Source organism: Streptococcus sp. HMSC034E12, from assembly GCF_001835915.1.
GTDB lineage: Bacteria > Bacillota > Bacilli > Lactobacillales > Streptococcaceae > Streptococcus > Streptococcus vaginalis.
Genome location: NZ_KV826434.1, coordinates 89,394 through 111,377, shown reverse-complemented (window position 1 = coordinate 111,377; position 21,984 = coordinate 89,394). Strand labels below are relative to the sequence as shown.

Genomic DNA, 21,984 nt, shown 5'->3' with positions numbered 1-21,984 from the left:
GAAAGGAGCAAATGCCATGTCAGAAAAAAGACGTGACAATAAAGGTCGAATCTTAAAGACTGGAGAGAGCCAACGAAAAGACGGAAGATACTTATACAAATATATAGATTCATTTGGAGAACCGCAATTTGTTTACTCGTGGAAACTTGTGGCTACAGACCGAGTACCAGCAGGAAAGCGTGATTGTATCTCACTTAGAGAGAAAATCGCAGAGTTACAGAAAGACATTCATGATGGTATTGATGTTGTAGGAAAGAAAATGACACTCTGCCAGCTTTACGCAAAACAGAACGCTCAAAGACCAAAGGTTAGAAAAAACACTGAAACTGGACGCAAATATCTTATGGATATTTTGAAGAAAGACAAGTTAGGTGTAAGAAGTATTGACAGTATTAAGCCATCAGACGCTAAAGAATGGGCTATTAGAATGAGTGAAAATGGTTATGCTTATCAAACCATCAATAACTACAAACGTTCTTTAAAGGCTTCATTCTATATTGCTATACAAGATGATTGTGTTCGGAAGAATCCATTTGACTTTCAACTGAAAGCAGTTCTTGATGATGATACTGTCCCTAAGACCGTACTAACAGAAGAACAGGAAGAAAAACTGTTAGCCTTTGCAAAAGCTGATAAAACCTACAGCAAAAATTATGATGAAATTCTGATACTCTTAAAAACAGGTCTTCGTATTTCAGAGTTTGGTGGTTTGACACTTCCAGATTTAGATTTTGAGAATCGTCTTGTCAATATAGACCATCAGCTATTGAGAGATACTGAAATTGGGTACTACATTGAAACACCAAAGACCAAAAGTGGCGAACGTCAAGTTCCTATGGTTGAAGAAGCCTATCAAGCATTTAAGCGAGTGTTAGCGAATCGAAAGAATGATAAGCGTGTTGAGATTGATGGATATAGTGATTTCCTCTTTCTTAATAGAAAGAACTATCCAAAAGTGGCAAGTGATTACAACGGCATGATGAAAGGTCTTGTTAAGAAATACAATAAGTATAACGAGGATAAATTGCCACACATCACTCCACATAGTTTGCGACATACATTCTGTACCAACTATGCAAATGCAGGAATGAATCCAAAGGCATTACAGTACATTATGGGACATGCTAATATAGCCATGACGCTGAACTATTACGCACATGCAACATTCGATTCTGCAATGGCAGAAATGAAACGCTTGAATAAAGAGAAGCAACAGGAGCGTCTTGTTGCTTAGTAGTACAAATGAATTTACTACTTATTTACCACTTCTGACAGCTAAGACATGAGGAAATATGCAAAGAAACGTGAAGTATCTTCCTACAGTAAAAATACTCGAAAGCACATAGAATAAGGCTTTACGAGCATTTAAGAAAATATAAAAAGATAATTAGAAATTTATACTTTGTTTGTATGTAAAATTATCTATAAGTTAATAGATGCTTAACGCTTGCTACCTTAATTATTCTTTTGTAGCAAGCACAGTAAGTGTACGGACACTTACGAAAAAATTGATGAAGCAGCCCTCTGGGATCTGCTTCTTTTTTTATCAATTTTTTAACTTGTTAGGGTGTACCCTAAGACCCCGAAATACATTCAAAGGAGGATTTACCTATGGCAAATAGAACACGAAATGAAAGACTTGAAATTAAATTAACTGAAGAAGAAAAGGCTCTTTTTGAGGAGAAAAGAAAACTTGCGAAATGCAAAAATATGAGCCATTTCATTCGCAAGTGCGTTTTAGAAAAGGAAATATATCAAGTGGATTTAGAACCCTTTAGAGATTTACAAGGCTTGCTTTCCAATGCTACAAACAACATCAATCAGATTGCAAAGCGTGTAAATTCTACCGGAATAATCTACAAAGACGATATAAACGATATGAAAAAGCAGATTGAATATTTCTCAAAAGAGTTGTGGCAAATACATTCTCTGCTTCTTAACAGAACTTCCGGAGGTGATTAAATTTTATGGCTATTACAAAAATACATCCTATAAAATCAACACTTAATCTCGCCATTTCATATATTGTTAATGGAGAAAAAACGGACGAGCAAATCTTAGTAAGCACTCATAAATGCCATCAGGAAACTGCTCATACTCAATTTTTAAGAACACGAAATGATGCGGGAACAAACGGAACTGTTCTTGCAAGACACCTCATTCAATCCTTTTTACCCGGAGAAGCAAGTCCTGAAATGGCACATCAGATCGGTCTTGAACTATGTAAAAAGATATTAAAGGATGAGTACGAATTTGTCTTATCTACCCATATAGATAAAGGGCATATCCACAATCACATCATATTCAATAATGTCAATATGGTTACTGGTAAGTGCTATCAATCCAACAAAAGAAGTTACCACCAAATCAGGTATCAGAGCGATAAGTTATGTAAAGAAAATAACCTATCTGTGATTGATGAGTTCTACGAGAGCTATAAGAGAAAGTACAAAACAAATGGAAAGTCATGGTATGAAAATGAGCAATCTAAGAAAGGTACTTCTTGGAAAAGCAGGCTTCAATTTGATATTGATCGTCTGATAAAACAGTCTAAGGATTGGGAAGAATTCCTAAAGAAGATGGCTGAACTTGGTTATGAAATAAAACATGGCAAACACATTGCCTTTAAGCCAAAAGATAAGCAGAGATTTACACGGGCTAAGACGATTGGTGAAGATTATACCGAAGAAAGATTAAAAGAGCGTATTACAGAAAATCAATCTATTAAAGCCCCACCTGTCAAAAAACGAATCGGAAATATCATCAATATGAGTACCAATGCCAAAGTGAAAGAGAGCAAAGGCTATGAATATTGGGCAACAAAACATAACTTAAATACAATGGCTGAGTCAGTTGTTTTCATCAGGGAACATGGCATTAAATCCGTTAAGCAGCTTGATGAATACATTAGGAAAAGTGCTGAAGAAAGACAAGGTTTACAAGATAAAATCAAAGAAATTGATAAGGAAATGCAGCTACTTTCTGATACGATGGAACAAGTTCATACCGTTAAAAAGTATCGAGCCTATTACAAGGAATATAAGGCAAATCCATCGGACAAGGCATTTTATGAAGAATACAAATCGCAAATCACGCTCTATGAAACTGCTCTTTCCAAGCTGAAAAGCTCCTATTCTAAACTTCCAAATTCAAAGAATATTTTAGATAGACTTGATAAACTGCAAGAAAAAAAGAATATCCTCATGAAAGAGTATTCTTCCTCAAAATCTACTATGGACGAGCTTTATCAAATACGAAAGAACTATGGAATTTACATGGGCAAGGAGATGGAGAGATAGTGTTCTCTCCTCTTTTTAAATTCCTAAATTTATTTTCATAACTATTTTTTACGAACTCTCATTTTCTTTAGTATTCTATATGAAATAAAACAGCAACCAATATTTACGATTATGCTAATCAGCAATTCCATAACCGGTGTTTTATATAGTCCCGATAAAACGAATACAGATGATATTGGATATATGGCCCTTACAACTTCCTTTGAGGCAAAGAAAATTCCTATAAAGGAGTATATTTCAGCGATAATCAGAGCTATCCAGTAGCTTCTTTTTACAAGTCCAATAAATGCAATAATTGGAGATATTGCCATAAAAACACCTATTCCAGTTAATACATATACAGCAAAATAATGAACTACTTCACTCATGTTTACCGCATTTAAATGCAATACCGCTTCTACAATTAAAGATACCATAAACAATATTAGATAAACAAAAATGCTACCTAACAGAGTAATTATCATTTTTGCAGTAATCATATTCCTCTCATCTATCGGTATTAGCTTCAATGATTTGAGTACATCTTCTTGTTCTTCACGGCAAATAATATATCCTCCAAACAACGCTATCAAACTTGGCAATACATAATATGTTGTTAAAGACTGCACCTGTAAAATATACCACAAATGTATCTATATACTTTTTGTCACCAAATGAAAATTGTCCTTGAAGAAACACAACCCCTAACGTCATTATGAGTGCGAATACAAGCAAAAAAATCAATTTTGATCTGTGAAGTTTTTTATATAATACAAGCGTCTTCATTATGATAGTACCCTCTTTACTGGACAAACCAGTAAGGAGGGTACATATCAAATGCTCACAGCCTTTTTCTTATATACTCTTGAAAGTATTATCTGAGTTTTCATTTATTGTTTTAAAACCACTTTTTATTGCAAATAAAACTCCTACAATCATAAATACAAATACTACTATTAGAGGGATATAATTCATATTTGTTATCAGACCTTTTATCGCAAATCCTAATTCATAGTCACTTCTATAGGCTCTCAATGCAATTCCAATAATGAACATAAAGATATAGGCTAAGAAAATATTTTTAAACAATATTTTTCCTTCTCCAAAGACCATCTTTTCCATTTGTTTTTCTGTCATGCCAGTGGTGGATAGGAGTTTAAAATCATTGGCTCTCGCTCTAAGGTTTCCCTTAAAACTATTATAGGCATTGGAAAGAGCAATCGTTATAAGAATGATTTGGATAGCTAGATTTAGAAGTCTTTCATTCCTTATTACTTCTTTATCCATAGCCGCTTTTAGAATTTCTGTGGAAGTTCCATGGTCAGATTTTGGGACATAGGTCGAAATTACTTTTTCCGCATCTTCAAATACTTTTTCTTTATTATTATCGGCTTTGATTTTTACAAAGTAGTAATAAACTGGGTTGCCTTCATCTATTCCATATTCATCAATAAATTTTTTCATAGAACTTTCACTTGTAAAGATAGATATTTGATTGTCATTATAAGCTTCTAGATTATAAGGCATTTCATCAATACTTGAATCTATTTTTATAGGCATGGACTTACCATTTGCATTATATTTTAAAGTTACTTTTCCTGTATCCTTATCAGAAATTTTTACATATTCATTAAAAGTATAAGGACTTCCACTATCTTTTGGAATTTTATTTAGTAGTAAATACTTTGCATCCGAAATATTATTTTCTTTTAAAAGTTTTTCGAAATCCTCATCTGTTAAGGCATATATATTGGAATATAATTTATCTTCCGGTATTTTACCGCTATTTAAAGCTTCATTTAAATCTTTAGAAATAAAGTCCTTATTATCACCAAGGTAAAATTTTGTATCAACTCTTTGGTATACATGCAATTGGTCTATGCCTTCAACTTCTTCTATATCATGAACAAAGTTTTTATCCAAAAAATCACCTATATAAATACTAGAGTCAAAATTGTAAGGACTTTGGTAGTTATTATATTTTTCCTCTAAACTTCCATATGCCCGACTTACTAAAACATTAGTCAGTACCAAGGCAGACAGAGCCATGGAAATTACAATAATTCGATAGGTTGAGCGATAAGACCTGTAATAATCTTTTGCTAAAGTCTTTTCTATAGATCCATTTATTTTTGATTTTCCTAATTTAATATTTTTTTCTGTAATACCATTTAAACCTTCGATAACATTTATCTTCGCACTTTTCTTGGCAGGGATCAATGCTGAAAAATAAACCATTATCAAGGATAACAAAATAATTATTAAAATAGATATAGGGCTTGGAAATATGAAATGGAAATCCATAGATTTTACACTTTGACCTAAAATATTTGATATGTTTTGATAAGATTTTGTATTATTAAGCCACATCAAATATAAGAGCAGATTTGCAGAAGCCAAAGATAAGATTGTTCCCAAGGCTATTGGTAAGGTTGAAAGTTTAAATGCTTTCTTTCGAATTAATTGCTTTACCTGCTTATCTGTCATCCCAGTGCTTTTTAATAGAGCAATTTCCTTTAAATCCCTATTGTTCCATACATTAAAAGCCCCATAAATGATAAATGCAAAAAGTAGACAAAGAAAGAAGGCTGCTCCATATTGTTCTAAAGCTGAGTTTACAACACTTTTTGGTGGAATGATTCCTTTTGGATAGACCATTTTATATTCTAAGATATCTTTATTATAAAATAATCTACCAATATCTAGGGCATGGTTCTCATCAATATTCATTTCTGATAAAATTTCCCTAGTCTTTGTATAGGTATCTCTTATATTTTTATACCAAATTTCTGCTTCGGTACCAACATTTTTTTCAAACAAGACTTTTTTATCATCACTTTTAGATAAACCTACAAGCATAGCCTCTTCAAATGAATAGCTAAAATCTTCATAAGTACCAACTATTTTATAAGTTTTATCACGAACAGTTATTTCAGAACCCAAATCATATTCTTTATTTTTTATCAAAAATATCTCTGGAACTAAAAGTTCATTTGCTTTTTCTGGCTTTTTTCCTTCCTTAATATCATAACGTAAAAGGCTTGCAGGATCTCCATTTTCATATATAACTGCATTTAAGTCTGTTTTTATTACTTTATTGAAAGAAACTTTTTCTATATCTTTATCGTTTTTTAATTTATCATAAAAACCTTGGTCAATTCCACTTATATTCACATGATAATCTCCAAAAGTTTTCTTTACATACTCATACTTGTCAGTTTTTAACGAGTTGAAGATAAAAATTACAGTTCCTAGTAAAATTACTGCCAAAAGTATGGAAATTTTAATAGCAAAACTGTCTTTCTTATTATTTTTTACAGCTCCATCAGCTAGGTCATTAATAATTTTCATAAGTTTCATCTCCTAAGAAATTTAACCTACCATCTACCATTCTATAGACCTTATCACAAGAATTTGCTACTTTTTCATCATGAGTTATTATCATAATTGTAGAATTTAATCTCTTATTTACAAGTCTGAAAAGTCCTGTAATTTCTTCAGAATTTTTTCTATCGAGATTTCCTGTAGGTTCATCTGCTAGAATGATGGCAGGTCTTGTAATCAAACTTCTGGCAATGGCAACTCTTTGTTGCTCGCCACCTGATAATTGTTTTGGATACCTATCAAGCTTTCCTTCTATTCCTAGTATCGATAAAATTTCCTTTAAATATTCTTCATCTGCCTTTTTATTGTCTAACAAAAGAGGAAGTAAAATATTTTTTCGAACGTTGATGTTTGGAATCAAATTAAAAAATTGATATACAACGCCAATATTTCTTCTGCGGAATACTGTCATTTCATCTTTGTTAAACTTGGTAATATTTTTATCTTGAATAAATATATCACCACTTGTTGGTTTATCAACTCCTGCTAATAGATGAAGCAAGGTAGACTTTCCTGACCCGCTATCTCCAATAATGGCGACAAGATCTCCTTTTTCTAGTTCAAAATTCACATTTGATAGAGCGTGTACTTCTACTCCACTATTGTAAGTTTTTGTTAAATCTACTGTTTTTACAATATTCATATTTAGTCCTCCTTATCTTTCTTAGATTATATTAGACTTAAGTGACTGGAAAGTGACTAGAAAAAAAATGACTGTGCTTTATTTACACAGCCATAATTAAATCAGTTATAAAATCTCATTTCAAAGGAATTTGATTTCTTCCCCTTATGATATAAAAGCTCTCCATTTTGTCTTTCCATAACAGATTTTGCCATTGGAAGTCCAATCCCATAACCTTTTGAATTTGGATCCAGCTTATAAAAACGCCTAAAAGCTTTTTCTAACATTTCTCTATCTAAACCTTTAGAAAAATCTTCCACAAATATACTCTTATATAAGTTCGTTTCTTTTAAGTGAATTTCTATATGCCTATCTTCTGTTGCTTCTAGACCATTTTTCATCACATTAAATGCTGCTTCATAGGTCCATTTCTTATCGCATATAAGATAAAAGTCTTCTCCATCAAGAGGAATTTCAACATTATCATTAATAAAATAATCTTTTAGCTTTTGTGTGATGTCTTCAATTAATCCTCGAGCTGAAATACTATCTTTTGTCATTTCTATTGTCCCAGAATCAAGGGCTGCAAGTTTTAATAAAATGTCAGATAAGTTGTGGAGTCTAAGTAAATTATCTCTGAGTCTTTCTATATATTCTTCGGAAAAGTTGTCATTTTCGTCTTCTAATAAGTCTAACAATAATAGTAATCCAGTCAACGGAGTTTTTATCTGATGGGCAATATCTTCCGTATATTCCCTTAAAGTTTCCTTATTTTTCTCAGCATTCTCAGCAATCCTCTTGTTTTCTATAATAGTTTTAATAATCTCATCTCTGAGTTTGCCAAATTCATCGTCAATAATTTCATAATTATCAGAGTTTATATCAAGTGAATGTAGGAGGCTGAATATATTGTTGATCTTATACTCAAGAGCTTTTTCTTTTTTCTTTTCAATTTTTGAAATAACTATAAACAGAATTATATTTATAGCTAGAAAGCCAATAAGTGTTAGAATATCAAATCTTGGATTGAGATAAACTACAAACAAAGACATTATCAAATTTAAAATTAAGACAAGTAAAATATTTTTGTTTTTATTCATTGTCCCACCTATATCCTATCCCTCTAAGAGTTTTTATATGACTGCCATAATCTCCAAGTTTAGATCTGAGTCTTTTTATGGTGACAGTTAGGGTATTGTCATTTACTTCATAAAAATCATAACCCCAAACATAATCTAAAATTCGCTCTCTTAGTAGATTTATATTTTGGTTTTCTAAAAGCATTTCCAATATAGCAAACTCTTTTAAGTTAAGGTCTAAATCTTTTCCATCTATCGAAGCTTGTTTTGAAATGAGATCTAAAGATAAATTTTCAAAAGTTAGCTCGTCAACCTTTTTTATTTTTCTACTAAACACATTGTCTATTCTCGCCTTCAGGACAGGAAGAGAAAAAGGTTTTGTAATATAGTCATCTGCTCCTTGAGAAAGACCTTTGATAACATACTCGTCTTCATCTTTTACAGTAAGCATTATTACAGGAAGGTCAGAAAATTCTCTCAGCCACTTCAAAAAATTAAAACCTGAACCATCAGGAAGATTAGCATCAAGTAGAACTAAGTTAAAATCATTAAAATTAAGCTTCTCTGTCTGAGAAAGATTGTTATAAATAATAGTTTCAATATTATGCTTGTTTAAGTAAGTTTTAACAGCAAAAGAAATTGTGCTGTCGTCTTCAATCATTAGTATTTTCAATTCTATACTCCTTTCTGAGATATCACATTTAAAATAACTACAAATTCTGCCAAAGAGACTTTCTAAATCAGCTATTTACATTGCAAACTCTACAGTAAAAACAGTTTTTATATTTGGCACACTACTTACGCTTATTTTAGCATTATTTACTCGCAGTAATTCTTTGGAGATTGATAATCCAAGTCCTGAACCTTTTGTTAATCTTGAACTATCTGCCTGATACATTCTGTCAAATATATACAGAATATCCATCTGTGCTTAAACATTTTTTAATTAAATTACATAATGCAATATCATCATCTATAATTATTATCTCTCTCATATCTCATACCTCCATAATACCTATTCAACATAGTCATCATCAAAGGAAAATACATCATTTGATATACAATCTAAAGTCTAAAGGTTCTTTATAAAAATTAAAACTTATTTATATTATTCGTCCTATTCAATGAAATTAGTTCACCAAAATCTGTATCCAGTTCAATACAAATTCTATAGAGAATTTCCATGCTGACAAATTCACCTTTTCCCATTTTAGCTATCGTTGCAGGAGCTATACCAACTTTTTCCTGTAGGTCTCTTTTTTTCATATTTTTATCTATTAAAAGTTTCCACAGCCCATTATAGTTTATTTTCATATTACCATCCTTAATATTCATATAGTTGAACTTTTATTTCTTTAATTATATCATAATTTCACCAAATAAAAAAGAGTCGGTGCAGCCCTAAGACCACACCGACCATAAATTTATCTCTCAGCTTCTTTGCTTACTTCTTTCTTTTCTTTCGGCTTTTCCTTATCTTCAGCCTGATATTTTTTGATAGCCCCAAGTACAGATTCTTTCTTTTCTTCTTGTCCTTTCATTTGTTCCTTTGCCTTTAACAGCTTTGAAGAAAGTATCCTGATATTGCTATGCTCTTTACCGTTATCATCAATGGAGGTTCTGATTTGTCCAAAGAGCTTAACAAAATCTCCCTGCTTAAAGTCCTTTGGAATATCACTCTTTTCTCCATAAGCGGAGCAATTATGATATACTTTGTTACCCTCATCGTCTTTGGATACAACGGAAAAGTTCGCTACCTTAAAAGCTTCTCCGTTCTTATTTTCCCTTTCTAATACATCAACCTCTCCAACGATATTTCCAACAATATTGATAAGATTATCCTTTTCTTCCTGAGCATAAGGCAGGTCTTTTATCTGTCCCTGTTCTCTTAAATCCTCAATCATATAGTCAAATTCTTCATGTAGCAAATTAAGGCTGTCATTGTCCATATAAGCGTCATAGAGCTTATCTAAAGCACTTTCATCATTGATACCTTTTTCCATGCTTATAATCGCCTTTACAAAGTCCTTATGATTATCATTTACCATATCTTCTATTTGATTTCTCATTGTTTTGTAATCCATGTTTTTATCTCCTTTCATGGCAAAAGGGAGGTTTCCCTCCCCTTATCTTAAAAATTCCTGTTCTTTTGTTTTTTGCTTTTCTTCTGTTTTACTTTCATTTTGATAGGCTCTTATCTGTCCTAAAATAGATGGCTTATCACCTGATTTTTGTGTGGTTTCTTCTTTACTATGAAGATTGTCCTCCACATCATAAGTTGACTCAAAATAATCACTGTCCTTAAAGTCATTGTCATATCTATCAGGAATACCGTCATTATCGAGGTCTTTAGAAAGTGGATCATAGAAGTTGCCTTCATCGTCAATATCAAGACCCGTTGCTGCTCTTAAATCTTCTGAATCAACATAAACCAAATCGTTAAAAGAGGACATTTCTATTTCATTTTTCATATTCCTTAGAGCTTCATTTTCTCCCTTGTTTTCATAGTCGAAGCTCTCTGTTTTGATAGGCATATCATCAATATACTGTGTCCATGTTTTAGCTTCTAAATTAAGCTCATACTGAATACCGTGTCTTTCGTCAGGTGTATTGGTATAGGCGATGCCGATGTGCTTTAAGTCAGGATATAGAGTATTAAATTCATCATAACTATGGTTTTCTTCATATTCTCTGTTGCAAAAGTTTATGATAGCTCTTTTTACATCTTCCACAAGAGGATTGTCATTTCTCTTTTCTTCCACTTCTCCCATATCAAGGAGCTTATTTAACTCTGCCAAGCGAAGCACTTTTGATTTTAACTCATCTGCCTTTTCAAAAGGCTTTTTTAGCTCCTCTTTGGCATTTTCAAGCTGTTCCTTTGTACTGATAAGTTTTTCTTCAAGCCTATTTAATTTCTCGGGCATTTTCTCAAGAGCGTTATCCAGTCTTGTAATATTCCCGTCCGCACTTGTTCCAAGCTCTCCTGAATGCTTTGCAGCACCATTTAGGCTAAAGTTATGTTCATTGGTAAAGAAGTTATAACTTACCTCTAAATCCATATTCCTATACTTTCCTATAACCTTGCTTTCATTGATTTTCACTTTAGAAATAGCTTCAAGAAGTCTTTCTCCGGCTAATTTCTTATCGGTAATTTTTTCTCCTGCAATGGTAATGGAAGTAAACTTTTCCTCGCCTTCCGCTTTAGGTTCTACATCAGATATATCTTTTTTGACAGCTTCAATGAGCTTTTCCGTTCTTGTGATTTCTTCAGGATAGTTTTTCGCCACTTTATCCTCTAATCTGTAACGATTAGACTTATAGTTTGCTTCAAGCATTTTTAGTTTTGTAACTTCGTTGTCCAAATCCATCTTTTCTTTAATCTTAGGATCGCCAGTGGCAAGGGCTTTAATCTCTGCATAGTTAAGAGAGCTTTCGTCCACATCTTCCGCAACTCTGACAGGTGTTTTACTTGTCATAATCTGAGAAATGAACTTCTGCTTATTTTCTATCGTCTGCCATAAGTAGCTGTCAAAGGTATTCTCTGTAACATAACGATAGATATTCACTTTCTCATTTTCATTGCCCTGTCTTACAATTCTACCTGCACGCTGTTCAAGGTCAGCAGGACGCCAAGGCACATCGAGGTCATGCAAAGCAATCAACTTATTTTGCACATTCGTTCCGGCTCCCATCTTCTGTGTTGAACCCATTAAGATACGAACTTCGCCTTTTCTTACTTTCGCAAAGAGTTCATCTTTCTGTTTGTCTGAATTTGCTTCATGGATAAAAGCGATTTCTTCTTTCGGTATTCCCATAGCTACGAGCTTTTCTCTAATATCATCATAGATGTTAAATTCTCCATCTCCTTTTGGAGTGGACATATCAGAAAAAAGTAGCTGTGTTGACCTGTTTTCTTTTGTCTTATCCCAAATGGCAAAGACATTCTTTACGCATACATTGACCTTGCTATCAGGATTATCAGGAAGAAGTGGATTGATTAAACGCTGATCTAAGGCAAGTTTCTTACCATCATTGGTAATCTTAAGCATATTATCAACATCTGGCACTACAACTCTATTTCTGACATCATCTGCTCTTTTAGAAAGGCTCTTTAGAATTTCCTTTTGTTCTTCAGAAGGCTCTGTTTTAATAACCTCGTAGTTAGCTTCAGGTGTAGGAAGATTAAGCATATCCGCAGTCTGAATATCAGCAACTTCCTTAAACATAGACATAAGCTCAGGCAAATTATAGAACTTTGAAAATCTCGTTTTCACCCTATATCCTGTACCTTCAGGCGATAATTCAAAGGAGGATTGTGTTTCTCCAAAAGTGGAAGCCCATGAGTCAAAATGCTCCAGTCCATTCTTTTTAAGACTCTCATACTGAAGATACCTTTGCATGGTATAAAGCTCTGTCATAGAGTTACTTACAGGCGTTCCTGTGGCAAAGACCACGCCTTTGCCGCCTGTCATTTCGTCCATATATCTGCATTTCATAAACATATCGGAGGACTTAAAGGCTTCTGACTGCCCGATACCTGCAACATTACGCATTTTGGTATAGAGATAAAGGTTCTTAAAGCCATGTGCCTCGTCAACAAAGAGCTTATCAACTCCTAATTCCTCAAAGGTAATCACATCGTCTTTCTTAAAATCATCATTTAATTTTTCAAGCCTTGTTTCCAGTTTTTTCTTTGTCTTTTCGAGCTGTTTCACAGTAAAGTTCTGATTTCTGTCATGCTTGTATTCTTCTACATAGTTTACGATTTCATCAATCTGATCTTGAATATGCTTTTCCTGATATTCCTTACTCATAGGAATTTTTTCAAACTGCGTATGTCCGATAACAACCGCATCGTATTCCCCTGTAGCAATCTTGCCTATAAACCTCTTTCTGTTTTTCGGCTCAAAGTCTTTCTTATCAGCCACCATAATATTCGCTGACGGATATAGCTGCATAAACTCACGACCGATTTGCCCTGTTAAGTGATTTGGGACAACAAACAAGGACTTACTGCACATTCCAAGCCTTTTACTCTCCATTGCAGAAGCTACCATTTCAAAGGTCTTTCCACTGCCTACTACATGGGCAAGCAAGGTGTTTCCTCCATAAAGGCTTCTTGCTATAGCATTTCTTTGATGAGGTCTTAAGTCAATCTCCGTATTCATTCCCTCAAAGGAAAGATTGCTTCCGTCATATTCTCTGTTACGGATAGAGTTAAAACGCTCATTATACAGCTTTACAAGACGGCTTCTTCTTTCCTGATCGTTAAATATCCAGTTCTTAAATTCTTCTTTTAATAACTCCTGCTTTTGTCCTGCAAGCATGGTTTCTTTTTTATTTAAGACAGAAGTTTTAGAGCCGTCCGGATTTACAATTTGGTCAAATACCTTTGTTTCTTTAAGGTTTAAGGCATCTTCAATCAGCTTATAGGCATTTACCCTCGATGTACCAAAGGTCATTTCAGCAAGTTCATTTCCTCTGTCCTTGCTTTTTCCTTCTACATTCCATTCGCTTGTAAGGTTGGAAAATTTTACCTTAATATCCCATCTTGCATATCCCGGAGTTTTTAACGTTTCAAAAATAAATTTCTCAATATCTTTAATCGGTATCCAAGTTGCACCAAGACGCACATTGATTTCACTTGCTTCTAATTCCTTTGGAAGAACTTTTGTAAGCTCTGCTTTTTGGTATTCCAAACGGTTCATTTCATAGCTTATCAGCTCTTTTTCTTTTCCATTTTCTTCATAGCCAAGATGAGGGAGTTCTCTTTCCGTTTGTCTGAGCTTTGATAAGTAACTGTCTACTATGGCAATCTTATCCCTTATATTCCCACTTAAATATTCATCCTTTGTTACATAGCCATATTTGTAGGAGTTGCTGCCATTTGCACAAGCAAAAGGTAAATCCCCATCCTCCAAGTTAAATGAAAGCGGTCTGTAAAAGTTTTGTTCCTCTCTAATATTTAAGTAGATTTCCCCTCGAAGCTCCTCAATTAAAGTCGGTCTGTCTTTTCCTGTAAGACTTCCCATATAGTCAAAGTCCACATATCCTTTTTCAGACACCGATAAGACAAGGGCTTCTAAAGAAGTATCCACATGGTCTATAACTTTAGCCTTTGTAATAGTTCTTTTGGAGAAAATATCTCCCTTTGCCTTGAAATTTTCTTCTTCATCAAGGATTTCTATGGAGGAAACAAGAGGGAAGTTGCTATCCTCTTTCAAGGCTCTGGTATTACTTAGGTTATTTACAAAGCCATGTTTCTTTGAAAAGTTATCATAAACTTCGTTTAATCTTTTTTGAGAAGCCTTGATTTCTTCTTCGCTGAAATCTTCCTTCTGCTTGTAAATCACATCTTTTAAGGCAGCATTCAGTTCAAGGTAATCCTTGATTTTTTCTTTATTCTTGTCTGATACTTCCTTTTTGATAAAGAGTGAGTTTTCTCTATAATAAACTTCATCATCAATTAAGGTGTATGAGAAGTTCTTTACATCATCGGTTGCAGGGATAGAAGTTATTTCATCATCAAGTAGCTCTATTTCTTCATACTTTGCATCTTTTGAAATTCTTTCTCCCGCAATCTCGATACGATCCTTTAACGAAGCCATATTGTTCTCTTGCCCTAAAAAGGCTATCGGCTCACAAGTTAGAGTTTTCCCAAATCTACCACTTACTTCACGCATAGAACCAAGCACTTGTTCAGGATGATTCACAAAATATTTGTTATATACAAGCCCGTTTTCATCTTCCGCAAGATGTATCCAATCTTCCTCTCGCTCAAGTACGCTATCTCTTTTCTTTAAGAAGATAATATCTGAAGTAACTTCTGTGCCGGCTACGCCCTTAAAGGTATCGTTTGGAAGCCTTATTGCTCCTAAAAATTCGGCTCTTGCTGCGAGATACCTTCTAACACTTTCGTCTTTTTTATCCATCGTTCCTGAAGATGTGATAAAGGCGATAACGCCACCATTTCTAACCTTATCAATGGATTTTGCAAAGAAGTAGTCGTGAATAAGAAAGTTATTACGATTGTATTCCCTGTCATTTACCTTATACTCTCCAAATGGAACATTTCCGATTGCGATATCAAAGAAGTTGTTGGAAAATCCCGTTTCTTCAAGTCCCTTAACCTGTATATCACTTTCAGGGTATAGCAGCTTTCCAATACGCCCGCTTACCGAATCAAGTTCCACACCATAAAATTTTGACTTATTCATTTCATCAGGTAGATTACCGATAAAGTTCCCAACACCCATTGACGGTTCAAGGATATTGCCCTGTTTAAATCCCATACCTGAAAGTGTCTTATATACGCCATCAATAACGGTTTTCGGTGTGTAAAAGCTCGTTAAGGTTGATTCTCTTGCAGCTTCATATTCTGATGACGATAGATTTTCCTTTAAGAAAGCTCTTGCCTCTTTCCACTGTCCATCCTTACTTTCATCAAAGACATCAGCAAGTCCACCCCAACCAACATATTTCGCTAAAACTTCCTGAGCTGTAATATCAAGCTCTCGTTCTCCGCTTCCCACTCTGTTAAGCATAGAGATTGCTTCAAGATTATTGTTTAACCTCTCACTTGGAGATAACTTTGAAGGAAGCGTTTCTTCTGTAATCTTGAAATTGTGAGCCTGATTTTTCTTTATCTCTGCTTCCTCAAAAGTCTTTTCGGATTTTATATAAGTCAGATTTTCAAAGATTTTATCAAGCTCACTTTCCTTACGATAAGGAATTACATCGGAGCCTGTAATCATACCTCCAAGATATTCGGTATTATCCTTAACCGTTACTGTGTTTAGGTTATTTCCCATATCATCAAATCTTGTGATGGTATAGTCTTTTCCCTTATACTTCACTTCATCGCCGATGATAAATTCAGGTCTTTCAAGACTTACTTGTCTTAATAAATCCTCATTATCCGTAAAGGATACAATCGGTATTTGATGATTACCTTGCCTTACAGGATCAAGCCACAAATCATTTCTTCCTGTGATTTGATTTTTAGAAATCTCCCTTACTTTGTACTCCTCATGATTAAAATAGATGGTATCGCCTTCTTTAACTGCAAACTCATCTAAAGGGCTGTCCTCTTTTTCGTTAAGCTCTACTTCTTCTTTTTCCTTTAGATAATCTAATAAGGTAGCCTGAAAAGGTTCTGCCTGTATGCTTTCTTCTACTTCTTCAGGTGCTTCAAGCTCTGCAATATTGTCCTCAAAGCTAAGTTCTCCGTTAAAGACATGCTGAAGCTCCTGCTCATCCATCTGCTTTTTAAGTTCACTGTCTTTAAGTTCTCTAAAGGTCTTTGGAAAATCCTCTAAAACAAGTCTTTGGGCATTTAATTCCTTTAGCTCCTCAAGATTAAAATATCCCCATTCAGGTTCAATTCCTAAAACAAGTCCAAAAGCGTCTTTGCTTTCTCTATCGTACTCCGTCATATACCAAGTCCAGTTGCTTCTAAATGGAATGATATATGCTGCATGAACCTGTTTGTCTGCTAAAGCTACATCTTCCTGTGCATAAAGTTCAGGAACTTTCTCAAGCATTTCATCAGTCATTAGATTATTTGGATCATCTTTAGAATAATAACTTGGCTCTTTTTGTTCTTCTATCTCATCCTTTCTTTCAATGTCCTTTTCTTCAAGATAAAGATTCTTAGAAAGCAGTTCATCTATATGCTTTGCTACATTTGACCATGTAAGAAAAACATCGTTACAATGATTCTTCTGTAATTTAAGTCCCTTTGCATCATGCCATTCATCACTTCCCATTGCCCCTGAAACAGCATGAGAACCTCCACCAATTCCATACTCGTCTTTTATGAAATTTGCTTTTTCCTGAAGCGTATGGTTTTCTTTAAAATACTTTGTAATTCTTTCTTTCCCTTGATCAAAGCCGCTTCCTCTTGAAATCGTAGCAAGGACTTCATCTTCTGTAATAAAGCCATGTACCTTTGGAAGTTCGGTTAAGTTAGAGATATATTCCTTTCTCGGAATTGCAAGCTCCTCTAATCTCTGGTAAAGGCTATCTACCTTGTGATAATGAAACCTTAGTACATCTTTGTTTTCTTTATATCCTGTCAAAAAGCGACTGTACTCGGAAATAACATTCTTTAGATAGTCAGGATTTTTAAGAGCTTCCGATAACTGTCTTGTTTCTTTCGGAAAGCCACCACCTCTTTCTATAAAGTCAAAATAGCCTTGTGCTTTCCCTTCTTCACTTAAATCGTGGTATAGATACCATAAGGATTCTGAAACTCTATCTCTTTCATAGTCCTGTGCTTCAGAAAGCTCTACATTTGTTGCAAACTCTCCATTTTCCAAAAGTTCATTGATTCTTCTTGCAGCATTACTCCAGCTTAAAATTTGCGTGCTATCTTCTCTTGCAGAAGTTCCATAAGCTAAATGAATACCTTTATCCGAATACCAGGAAGATACTTCTGTTCCATTAAGAAATAAACCGTTTCCGCCTCTAAAGGTATCTTTAAGGTATTCTCCTAATTCTTCTACTGTTTTCCCTTTGGAAAATTCAGCAATAATAGGAAGTCTACCACCCTCATGATTTCCACCGTTTACAAGAATACTGTCAATATCATTTTGAGTAAGAGGTATTGTAAGTTTAATCTGTCCTAATCTGTTTTCAGGCAAAGAAAAAGAAGCCTTGTCAGCTTCTCTTATCTCTTTATCCGTATTTTCTTTTAGATTTCCACTATTTCCTTGATTGTCATTTCTTTGAGAGCTGAAATCATCGCTTTGTACTGCGGATGGCTCTCGTCCTCTATCTTCCAAGCTATCATCAGTTTCGGCTTCTCTGCTCTCATAAACTCTATTGCCTGTTTCTGAATATCCATCAGGTGTCCTATCAGCTTCTTCTCCTTGTATAGATCCACTAACATCTCGAAGTGGCTCTGCTCCTCGCTGTTTGAAAGATAATCCAGCCTCATCACTGCGTACACCGGATTCGGATATTCCCTCATAAAGTCCATCTCTTCCTCTAACTGATTCAGCGTATTCTCTTTGATTTTCTCTATTATCTCGTCCGTACTCTCCATTTCGGAAAATTCGCTCGTTTTCACTAATTCTTTCCTGATCATCTCGTCGAAGTACATTTTCTTCTACCTCCTCTAATTCTTCTTTTATTTTATTATATCCTGCTTCTTTACCTCTTAACACTTCTTTTTGAAGCTCTAACTCTTTGCTTTTTTGAATGGTAGCATCAATTATATTTCCGCTAATATCCGACACCGTTTCTCCAAGGCTCATAAGAGAAATGCTGTCAAGCATTGCAAAGTTTTCCTTTAGAAGCTCCGTATCCATAGGATAGTCTAACTTAAATCTTGAAGCTACTGCATAGCTTACCGAGTTCCTCACAAACTTGGTAAAGGCTATTCTGTCCTCATCGGATATTCTAAGCTCATTCATCAAGCTATCTATCTTTTTATCTCCGTAGAGCCTGCTTAAAGAAAAGATGTTTTCTAAGGTGCTTTCACTTTCTTCATAGCCTTCAACTTTTATCATTTCTTTTAATACATCTCTATGAGATTCTTTATCAAATCTCCAAAGATTTACTTCATTGACATCTCTGTTTTGGGAAACGGTTTGACTTATATCAAAGATATAGTCCACCTTTTTATATGTGCCATAGTCCTCTAAAATGGGGATACCTTTTTGTCCTCTCATAACAGTTCGATTAAAGCGTTCCCTCCAGTAGTCAAACTTGGCACAAGCTGTCGCTTCAGGATTTTTATCATAAATACTTAACTGACTTCTAAAGTCATACCTCTGATTGTTTCCGACAACCTTTAAGAGCTTCAGATACTCTGCTTCACTCTGCAGAATATCTTGTTTTATTAGCTCCAAGATGTTATGAAAATCATTTATTCGCATGTTTACCTCCTTCTTTTTTGCATGAAAAAAAGGCGGTTAGATTTTACTCTAATCACCTTTGTACTACATATTGATATTATCCTTTTATTTCAACTTTTTAATTGATTCACTCTCGGATAATATTTTCATCTGTTCAATTGCTATTGAATTTAGTTTTTCCAGTCTTTCAGATTGACTCATGCCCTCATTTATAAATACCGCATTAAGATTTTCAAGATTAGAAAGGCATACAAGCTGCGATATATCTGCATAATCTCTAATATTCCCTTTTAAATCCGGATTTTCATCACGCCATTCTTTCGCTGTTATTCCAAACAAAGAAACATTAAGAATATCCGCCTCACTTGCATAAATAAAGTTGATTTTTTCTTTTGAAAGTTTTTCGGGTACAAGCTTATTTTTAATGGCATCTGTATGAATCCTATAATTGATTTTTGCCAAATTCCTTTTTATATCCCAGCCTAACTTCTTTTGTTCTTCTTCCTTTAAGCGTTCAAATTCCTTAATCAAATACAATTTAAAGTATGGAGATACCCAAGAAGCAAACTCAAATGCTATATCTTTGTGAGCATAAGTTCCGCCATATCTTCCTGCTCTCGCAACTATACCGATAGAATTCGTTTTTTCTACCCACTGCTTAACAGATAAAATAAATCGGTTAAATCCTGCTTCATTTTTAATTCCCTCGAATTCGGGGGAATTAAAATTGGTATTATACATTTCTTCCCAAATACCTAAAAACTCTATTGTGTTCTTGTTTCTAAGCCATTTTTCTATTAAAGCAGATCCGTTCTCAATATTTCTAACCATATCTGTTAAAGAAATGTAATCCCTATTATCTATGGCAATAATGCTGATTTCTGAACCTTCAACATTTATTTTAGACACATAATCACCTCTCAATCATTACATTGATTATCTTATATTATAGCATTTTTAGGGCATTTTTTCCATCTTAAAATAAGTGCCATCTTACTTGCTATAAGTTGAAACCACTTCTTTTATCTCAGTTTCAATTGCCTCTAAAAAATTTTTCTTTGATGATTTTCCCTGTGCAATATCCGATAACTCCATTTCCCACTTTGCTGTTGTTTCTGCGGATTTAAAGGTACCAGCTACAATCGTTACAAGGCTGATTCCCTTATGTGTAGCAATAAGGTTTTTCTTATCTCTCTCAATAAATCCTTTGAAAATTAAGTTTTCAATAATCCCTGCTCTTGTTGCAGGTGTTCCAAGTCCTTTTCGCTCGACCTCTACACCTTTTTCCAGTGCATCATTACCAGCCACTTCCATTGCTTTCAAAAGCGTATCTTCAGTAAAGTGTTTCGGTGGTGTTGTGTACTTTTCTTTTATTTCCTTGTTTTCAATGCTCAATACATCACCAATGTTCACATCAGGAAGTACCATATCTTCATTTTTCTTAGACTTATATTCTTTAAGATATTTTGTAAAACCTTCATCTTTAATTGTCTTACCTGAGCTTGTAAAAGTAAAGCTATCGAATTCAGCTACAATCTTCGTTGTATTTTCCACTAAAGGATAGCCCACACTTGCGTGGAATTTATCGGATATAAGGAAGTAAACTTTAGCTTCACTTAAAGGAAGTTCTGAAACATCTTCTTTTAAGGAACTGATTGTCGGGATAATAGCATGATGATCCGTAACCTTTTCAGAGTTAAATACCGTCTTAATACGCTCTGTATCAAAATCATTTTTCCCTAAAATGTTATTAACCGTACTTACAATCATATCTTCCGTTAAGCATCTGCTGTCTGTTCTTGGATAGGTAATCAGTTTTTTCTCGTATAGGCTCTGTGCATAATCAAGTGTTTGCTTGGCACTATATCCAAAATACTTATTGCACTCTCTTTGAAGTGTTGTAAGGTCAAAAGGCAAATCAGGCTTTGTTATCTTTTCCTTTTGAATAACATCGGTAATTCCTATCTTATCGCCAACTAAATTGATTAGCTGTTCAGCAGCAACCTCATCATCAATTCTCTCTGTTGATAGTGTAAAACCATTCATAGAAAGTTCGACTGTAAAATATTTTTCTTTCTTAAAATTTGCTATCTCATCATCTCTATTTACAATCATGGCAAGGGTAGGTGTTTGAACTCTTCCCACACTGTAATTTTGCTTGTATAGACACGAATAGAGTCTGCTTAAATTCATTCCCACAAGCCAATCTGCAATCGCCCTTGCTTGTGATGATTCGAATAGATTATCGTAAAAACTTCCGTCTTTCAGGTTATCAAAACCCTCTTTTATGGCACTATCTTCCATTGATGAAATCCAAAGGCGTTTCATCTTCTTTTTACAATTTGCCTGATTGTAGACAAGCCTGAAGATTGCTTCTCCCTCACGCCCTGCATCGCAAGCATTTATCACGATGTCTATGTCCTTATCGTCCATGAGCTTTTTAAGAATCGTAAATTGTTTCTTTGTGGACTTTGCAATCTCATACTTATATTCTTTTGGAATAATCGGCAAATCAGCCATATTCCACTTTGCGTACCTTTCATCGTAGCTTTCCGGATTTGCCATTTTAATTAAGTGTCCAACACACCAACTTACCTTGTATCCGTTTCCCTCATAGTATCCGTCTTTCTTTTTTGTAGCTCCAATCACTTTTGCAATAGAGATTGCAACACTTGGCTTTTCAGCAATTACAAGTTTCATCTATATTTTTCCTCCTGTTTTTCAATATAAAAGGGCGAAAGATTTTACTCTCTCGCCCT

13 protein-coding genes and 2 pseudogenes are annotated in these 21,984 nt (G+C 34.3%); 3 read left to right on the top strand and 12 right to left on the bottom strand.

Annotated features, from left to right (window positions below; all coding sequences use genetic code 11):
* Nucleotides 1-16 precede the first annotated feature (16 nt).
* The 3 genes from HMPREF2574_RS03665 to HMPREF2574_RS03655 all read left to right on the top strand — a co-directional run bounded on the left by HMPREF2574_RS03665 (nt 17) and on the right by HMPREF2574_RS03655 (nt 3,299).
* Nucleotides 17-1,234, top strand: coding sequence for a tyrosine-type recombinase/integrase (locus tag HMPREF2574_RS03665; protein ID WP_001291561.1), 1,218 nt, complete (start codon nt 17-19; stop codon nt 1,232-1,234).
* A gap of 377 nt (nt 1,235-1,611) precedes the next feature.
* A complete protein-coding gene (mobC, locus tag HMPREF2574_RS03660; protein ID WP_000013643.1) occupies nt 1,612-1,962 on the top strand; it encodes a plasmid mobilization protein in 351 nt (116 codons plus the stop codon).
* A gap of 5 nt (nt 1,963-1,967) precedes the next feature.
* Nucleotides 1,968-3,299 (top strand): relaxase/mobilization nuclease domain-containing protein, encoded by a 1,332-nt coding sequence (locus tag HMPREF2574_RS03655; RefSeq protein WP_007894578.1) that lies wholly within the window; start codon nt 1,968-1,970, stop codon nt 3,297-3,299.
* A 41-nt stretch (nt 3,300-3,340) separates the two neighbouring features.
* On the opposite strand, the gene HMPREF2574_RS03650 is transcribed toward HMPREF2574_RS03655, so the two are convergent.
* The 12 genes and pseudogenes from HMPREF2574_RS03650 to HMPREF2574_RS03605 form a co-directional block, all read right to left on the bottom strand.
* Nucleotides 3,341-3,907 carry an ABC transporter permease gene (locus tag HMPREF2574_RS03650; protein WP_225304694.1) on the bottom strand — a complete coding sequence of 189 codons (567 nt, stop codon included), beginning with the start codon at nt 3,905-3,907 and terminating at the stop codon, nt 3,341-3,343.
* 226 nt (nt 3,908-4,133) lie between these two features.
* Nucleotides 4,134-6,629: an FtsX-like permease family protein gene (locus HMPREF2574_RS03645; protein ID WP_007894588.1), complete on the bottom strand. Its 2,496-nt coding sequence runs from the start codon at nt 6,627-6,629 to the stop codon at nt 4,134-4,136.
* A complete protein-coding gene (locus HMPREF2574_RS03640; RefSeq protein WP_007894576.1) occupies nt 6,616-7,305 on the bottom strand; it encodes an ABC transporter ATP-binding protein in 690 nt (229 codons plus the stop codon). Before HMPREF2574_RS03640 ends, HMPREF2574_RS03645 begins: the two co-directional genes overlap by 14 nt.
* A 101-nt stretch (nt 7,306-7,406) precedes the next feature.
* Nucleotides 7,407-8,384, bottom strand: coding sequence for a sensor histidine kinase (locus HMPREF2574_RS03635; RefSeq protein ID WP_007894582.1), 978 nt, complete (start codon nt 8,382-8,384; stop codon nt 7,407-7,409).
* A complete protein-coding gene (locus HMPREF2574_RS03630; RefSeq protein ID WP_007894595.1) occupies nt 8,377-9,036 on the bottom strand; it encodes a response regulator transcription factor in 660 nt (219 codons plus the stop codon). Before HMPREF2574_RS03630 ends, HMPREF2574_RS03635 begins: the two co-directional genes overlap by 8 nt.
* A gap of 75 nt (nt 9,037-9,111) precedes the next feature.
* Nucleotides 9,112-9,285: pseudogene (locus HMPREF2574_RS10115) on the bottom strand (sensor histidine kinase); the annotation flags it as partial.
* Nucleotides 9,269-9,358: pseudogene (locus HMPREF2574_RS11035) on the bottom strand (DNA-binding response regulator); the annotation flags it as partial. The pseudogenes HMPREF2574_RS10115 and HMPREF2574_RS11035, both read right to left, overlap by 17 nt.
* A gap of 97 nt (nt 9,359-9,455) precedes the next feature.
* On the bottom strand, nt 9,456-9,677 hold the full coding sequence (locus HMPREF2574_RS03625) for a helix-turn-helix domain-containing protein (protein WP_007894591.1): 222 nt from the start codon (nt 9,675-9,677) through the stop codon (nt 9,456-9,458).
* A gap of 110 nt (nt 9,678-9,787) precedes the next feature.
* A complete protein-coding gene (locus HMPREF2574_RS03620; protein WP_007894597.1) occupies nt 9,788-10,447 on the bottom strand; it encodes a hypothetical protein in 660 nt (219 codons plus the stop codon).
* A 42-nt stretch (nt 10,448-10,489) separates the two neighbouring features.
* Entirely contained in the window at nt 10,490-19,246 is an 8,757-nt protein-coding gene (locus tag HMPREF2574_RS03615; protein ID WP_070812190.1) for a helicase-related protein, read from the bottom strand.
* An 84-nt stretch (nt 19,247-19,330) separates the two neighbouring features.
* Nucleotides 19,331-20,134: a KilA-N domain-containing protein gene (locus tag HMPREF2574_RS03610; RefSeq protein ID WP_002843620.1), complete on the bottom strand. Its 804-nt coding sequence runs from the start codon at nt 20,132-20,134 to the stop codon at nt 19,331-19,333.
* 84 nt (nt 20,135-20,218) lie between these two features.
* Entirely contained in the window at nt 20,219-21,925 is a 1,707-nt protein-coding gene (locus tag HMPREF2574_RS03605; protein WP_007894717.1) for a DNA topoisomerase 3, read from the bottom strand.
* Nucleotides 21,926-21,984: the final 59 nt, after the last annotated feature.

Excerpts from the sequence above, each read along its gene's own strand:
- HMPREF2574_RS03625 (WP_007894591.1), bottom strand. The coding sequence starts at position 9,677 with ATGAAAATAAACTATAATGGGCTGTGGAAACTTTTAATAGATAAAAAT.
- HMPREF2574_RS03605 (WP_007894717.1), bottom strand. The coding sequence starts at position 21,925 with ATGAAACTTGTAATTGCTGAAAAGCCAAGTGTTGCAATCTCTATTGCA.
- HMPREF2574_RS03615 (WP_070812190.1), bottom strand. The coding sequence starts at position 19,246 with ATGCGAATAAATGATTTTCATAACATCTTGGAGCTAATAAAACAAGAT.
- HMPREF2574_RS03620 (WP_007894597.1), bottom strand. The coding sequence starts at position 10,447 with ATGGATTACAAAACAATGAGAAATCAAATAGAAGATATGGTAAATGAT.
- HMPREF2574_RS03640 (WP_007894576.1), bottom strand. The coding sequence starts at position 7,305 with ATGAATATTGTAAAAACAGTAGATTTAACAAAAACTTACAATAGTGGA.
- HMPREF2574_RS03655 (WP_007894578.1), top strand. The coding sequence starts at position 1,968 with ATGGCTATTACAAAAATACATCCTATAAAATCAACACTTAATCTCGCC.
- mobC (WP_000013643.1), top strand. The coding sequence starts at position 1,612 with ATGGCAAATAGAACACGAAATGAAAGACTTGAAATTAAATTAACTGAA.
- HMPREF2574_RS03635 (WP_007894582.1), bottom strand. The coding sequence starts at position 8,384 with ATGAATAAAAACAAAAATATTTTACTTGTCTTAATTTTAAATTTGATA.
- HMPREF2574_RS03665 (WP_001291561.1), top strand. The coding sequence starts at position 17 with ATGTCAGAAAAAAGACGTGACAATAAAGGTCGAATCTTAAAGACTGGA.
- HMPREF2574_RS03645 (WP_007894588.1), bottom strand. The coding sequence starts at position 6,629 with ATGAAAATTATTAATGACCTAGCTGATGGAGCTGTAAAAAATAATAAG.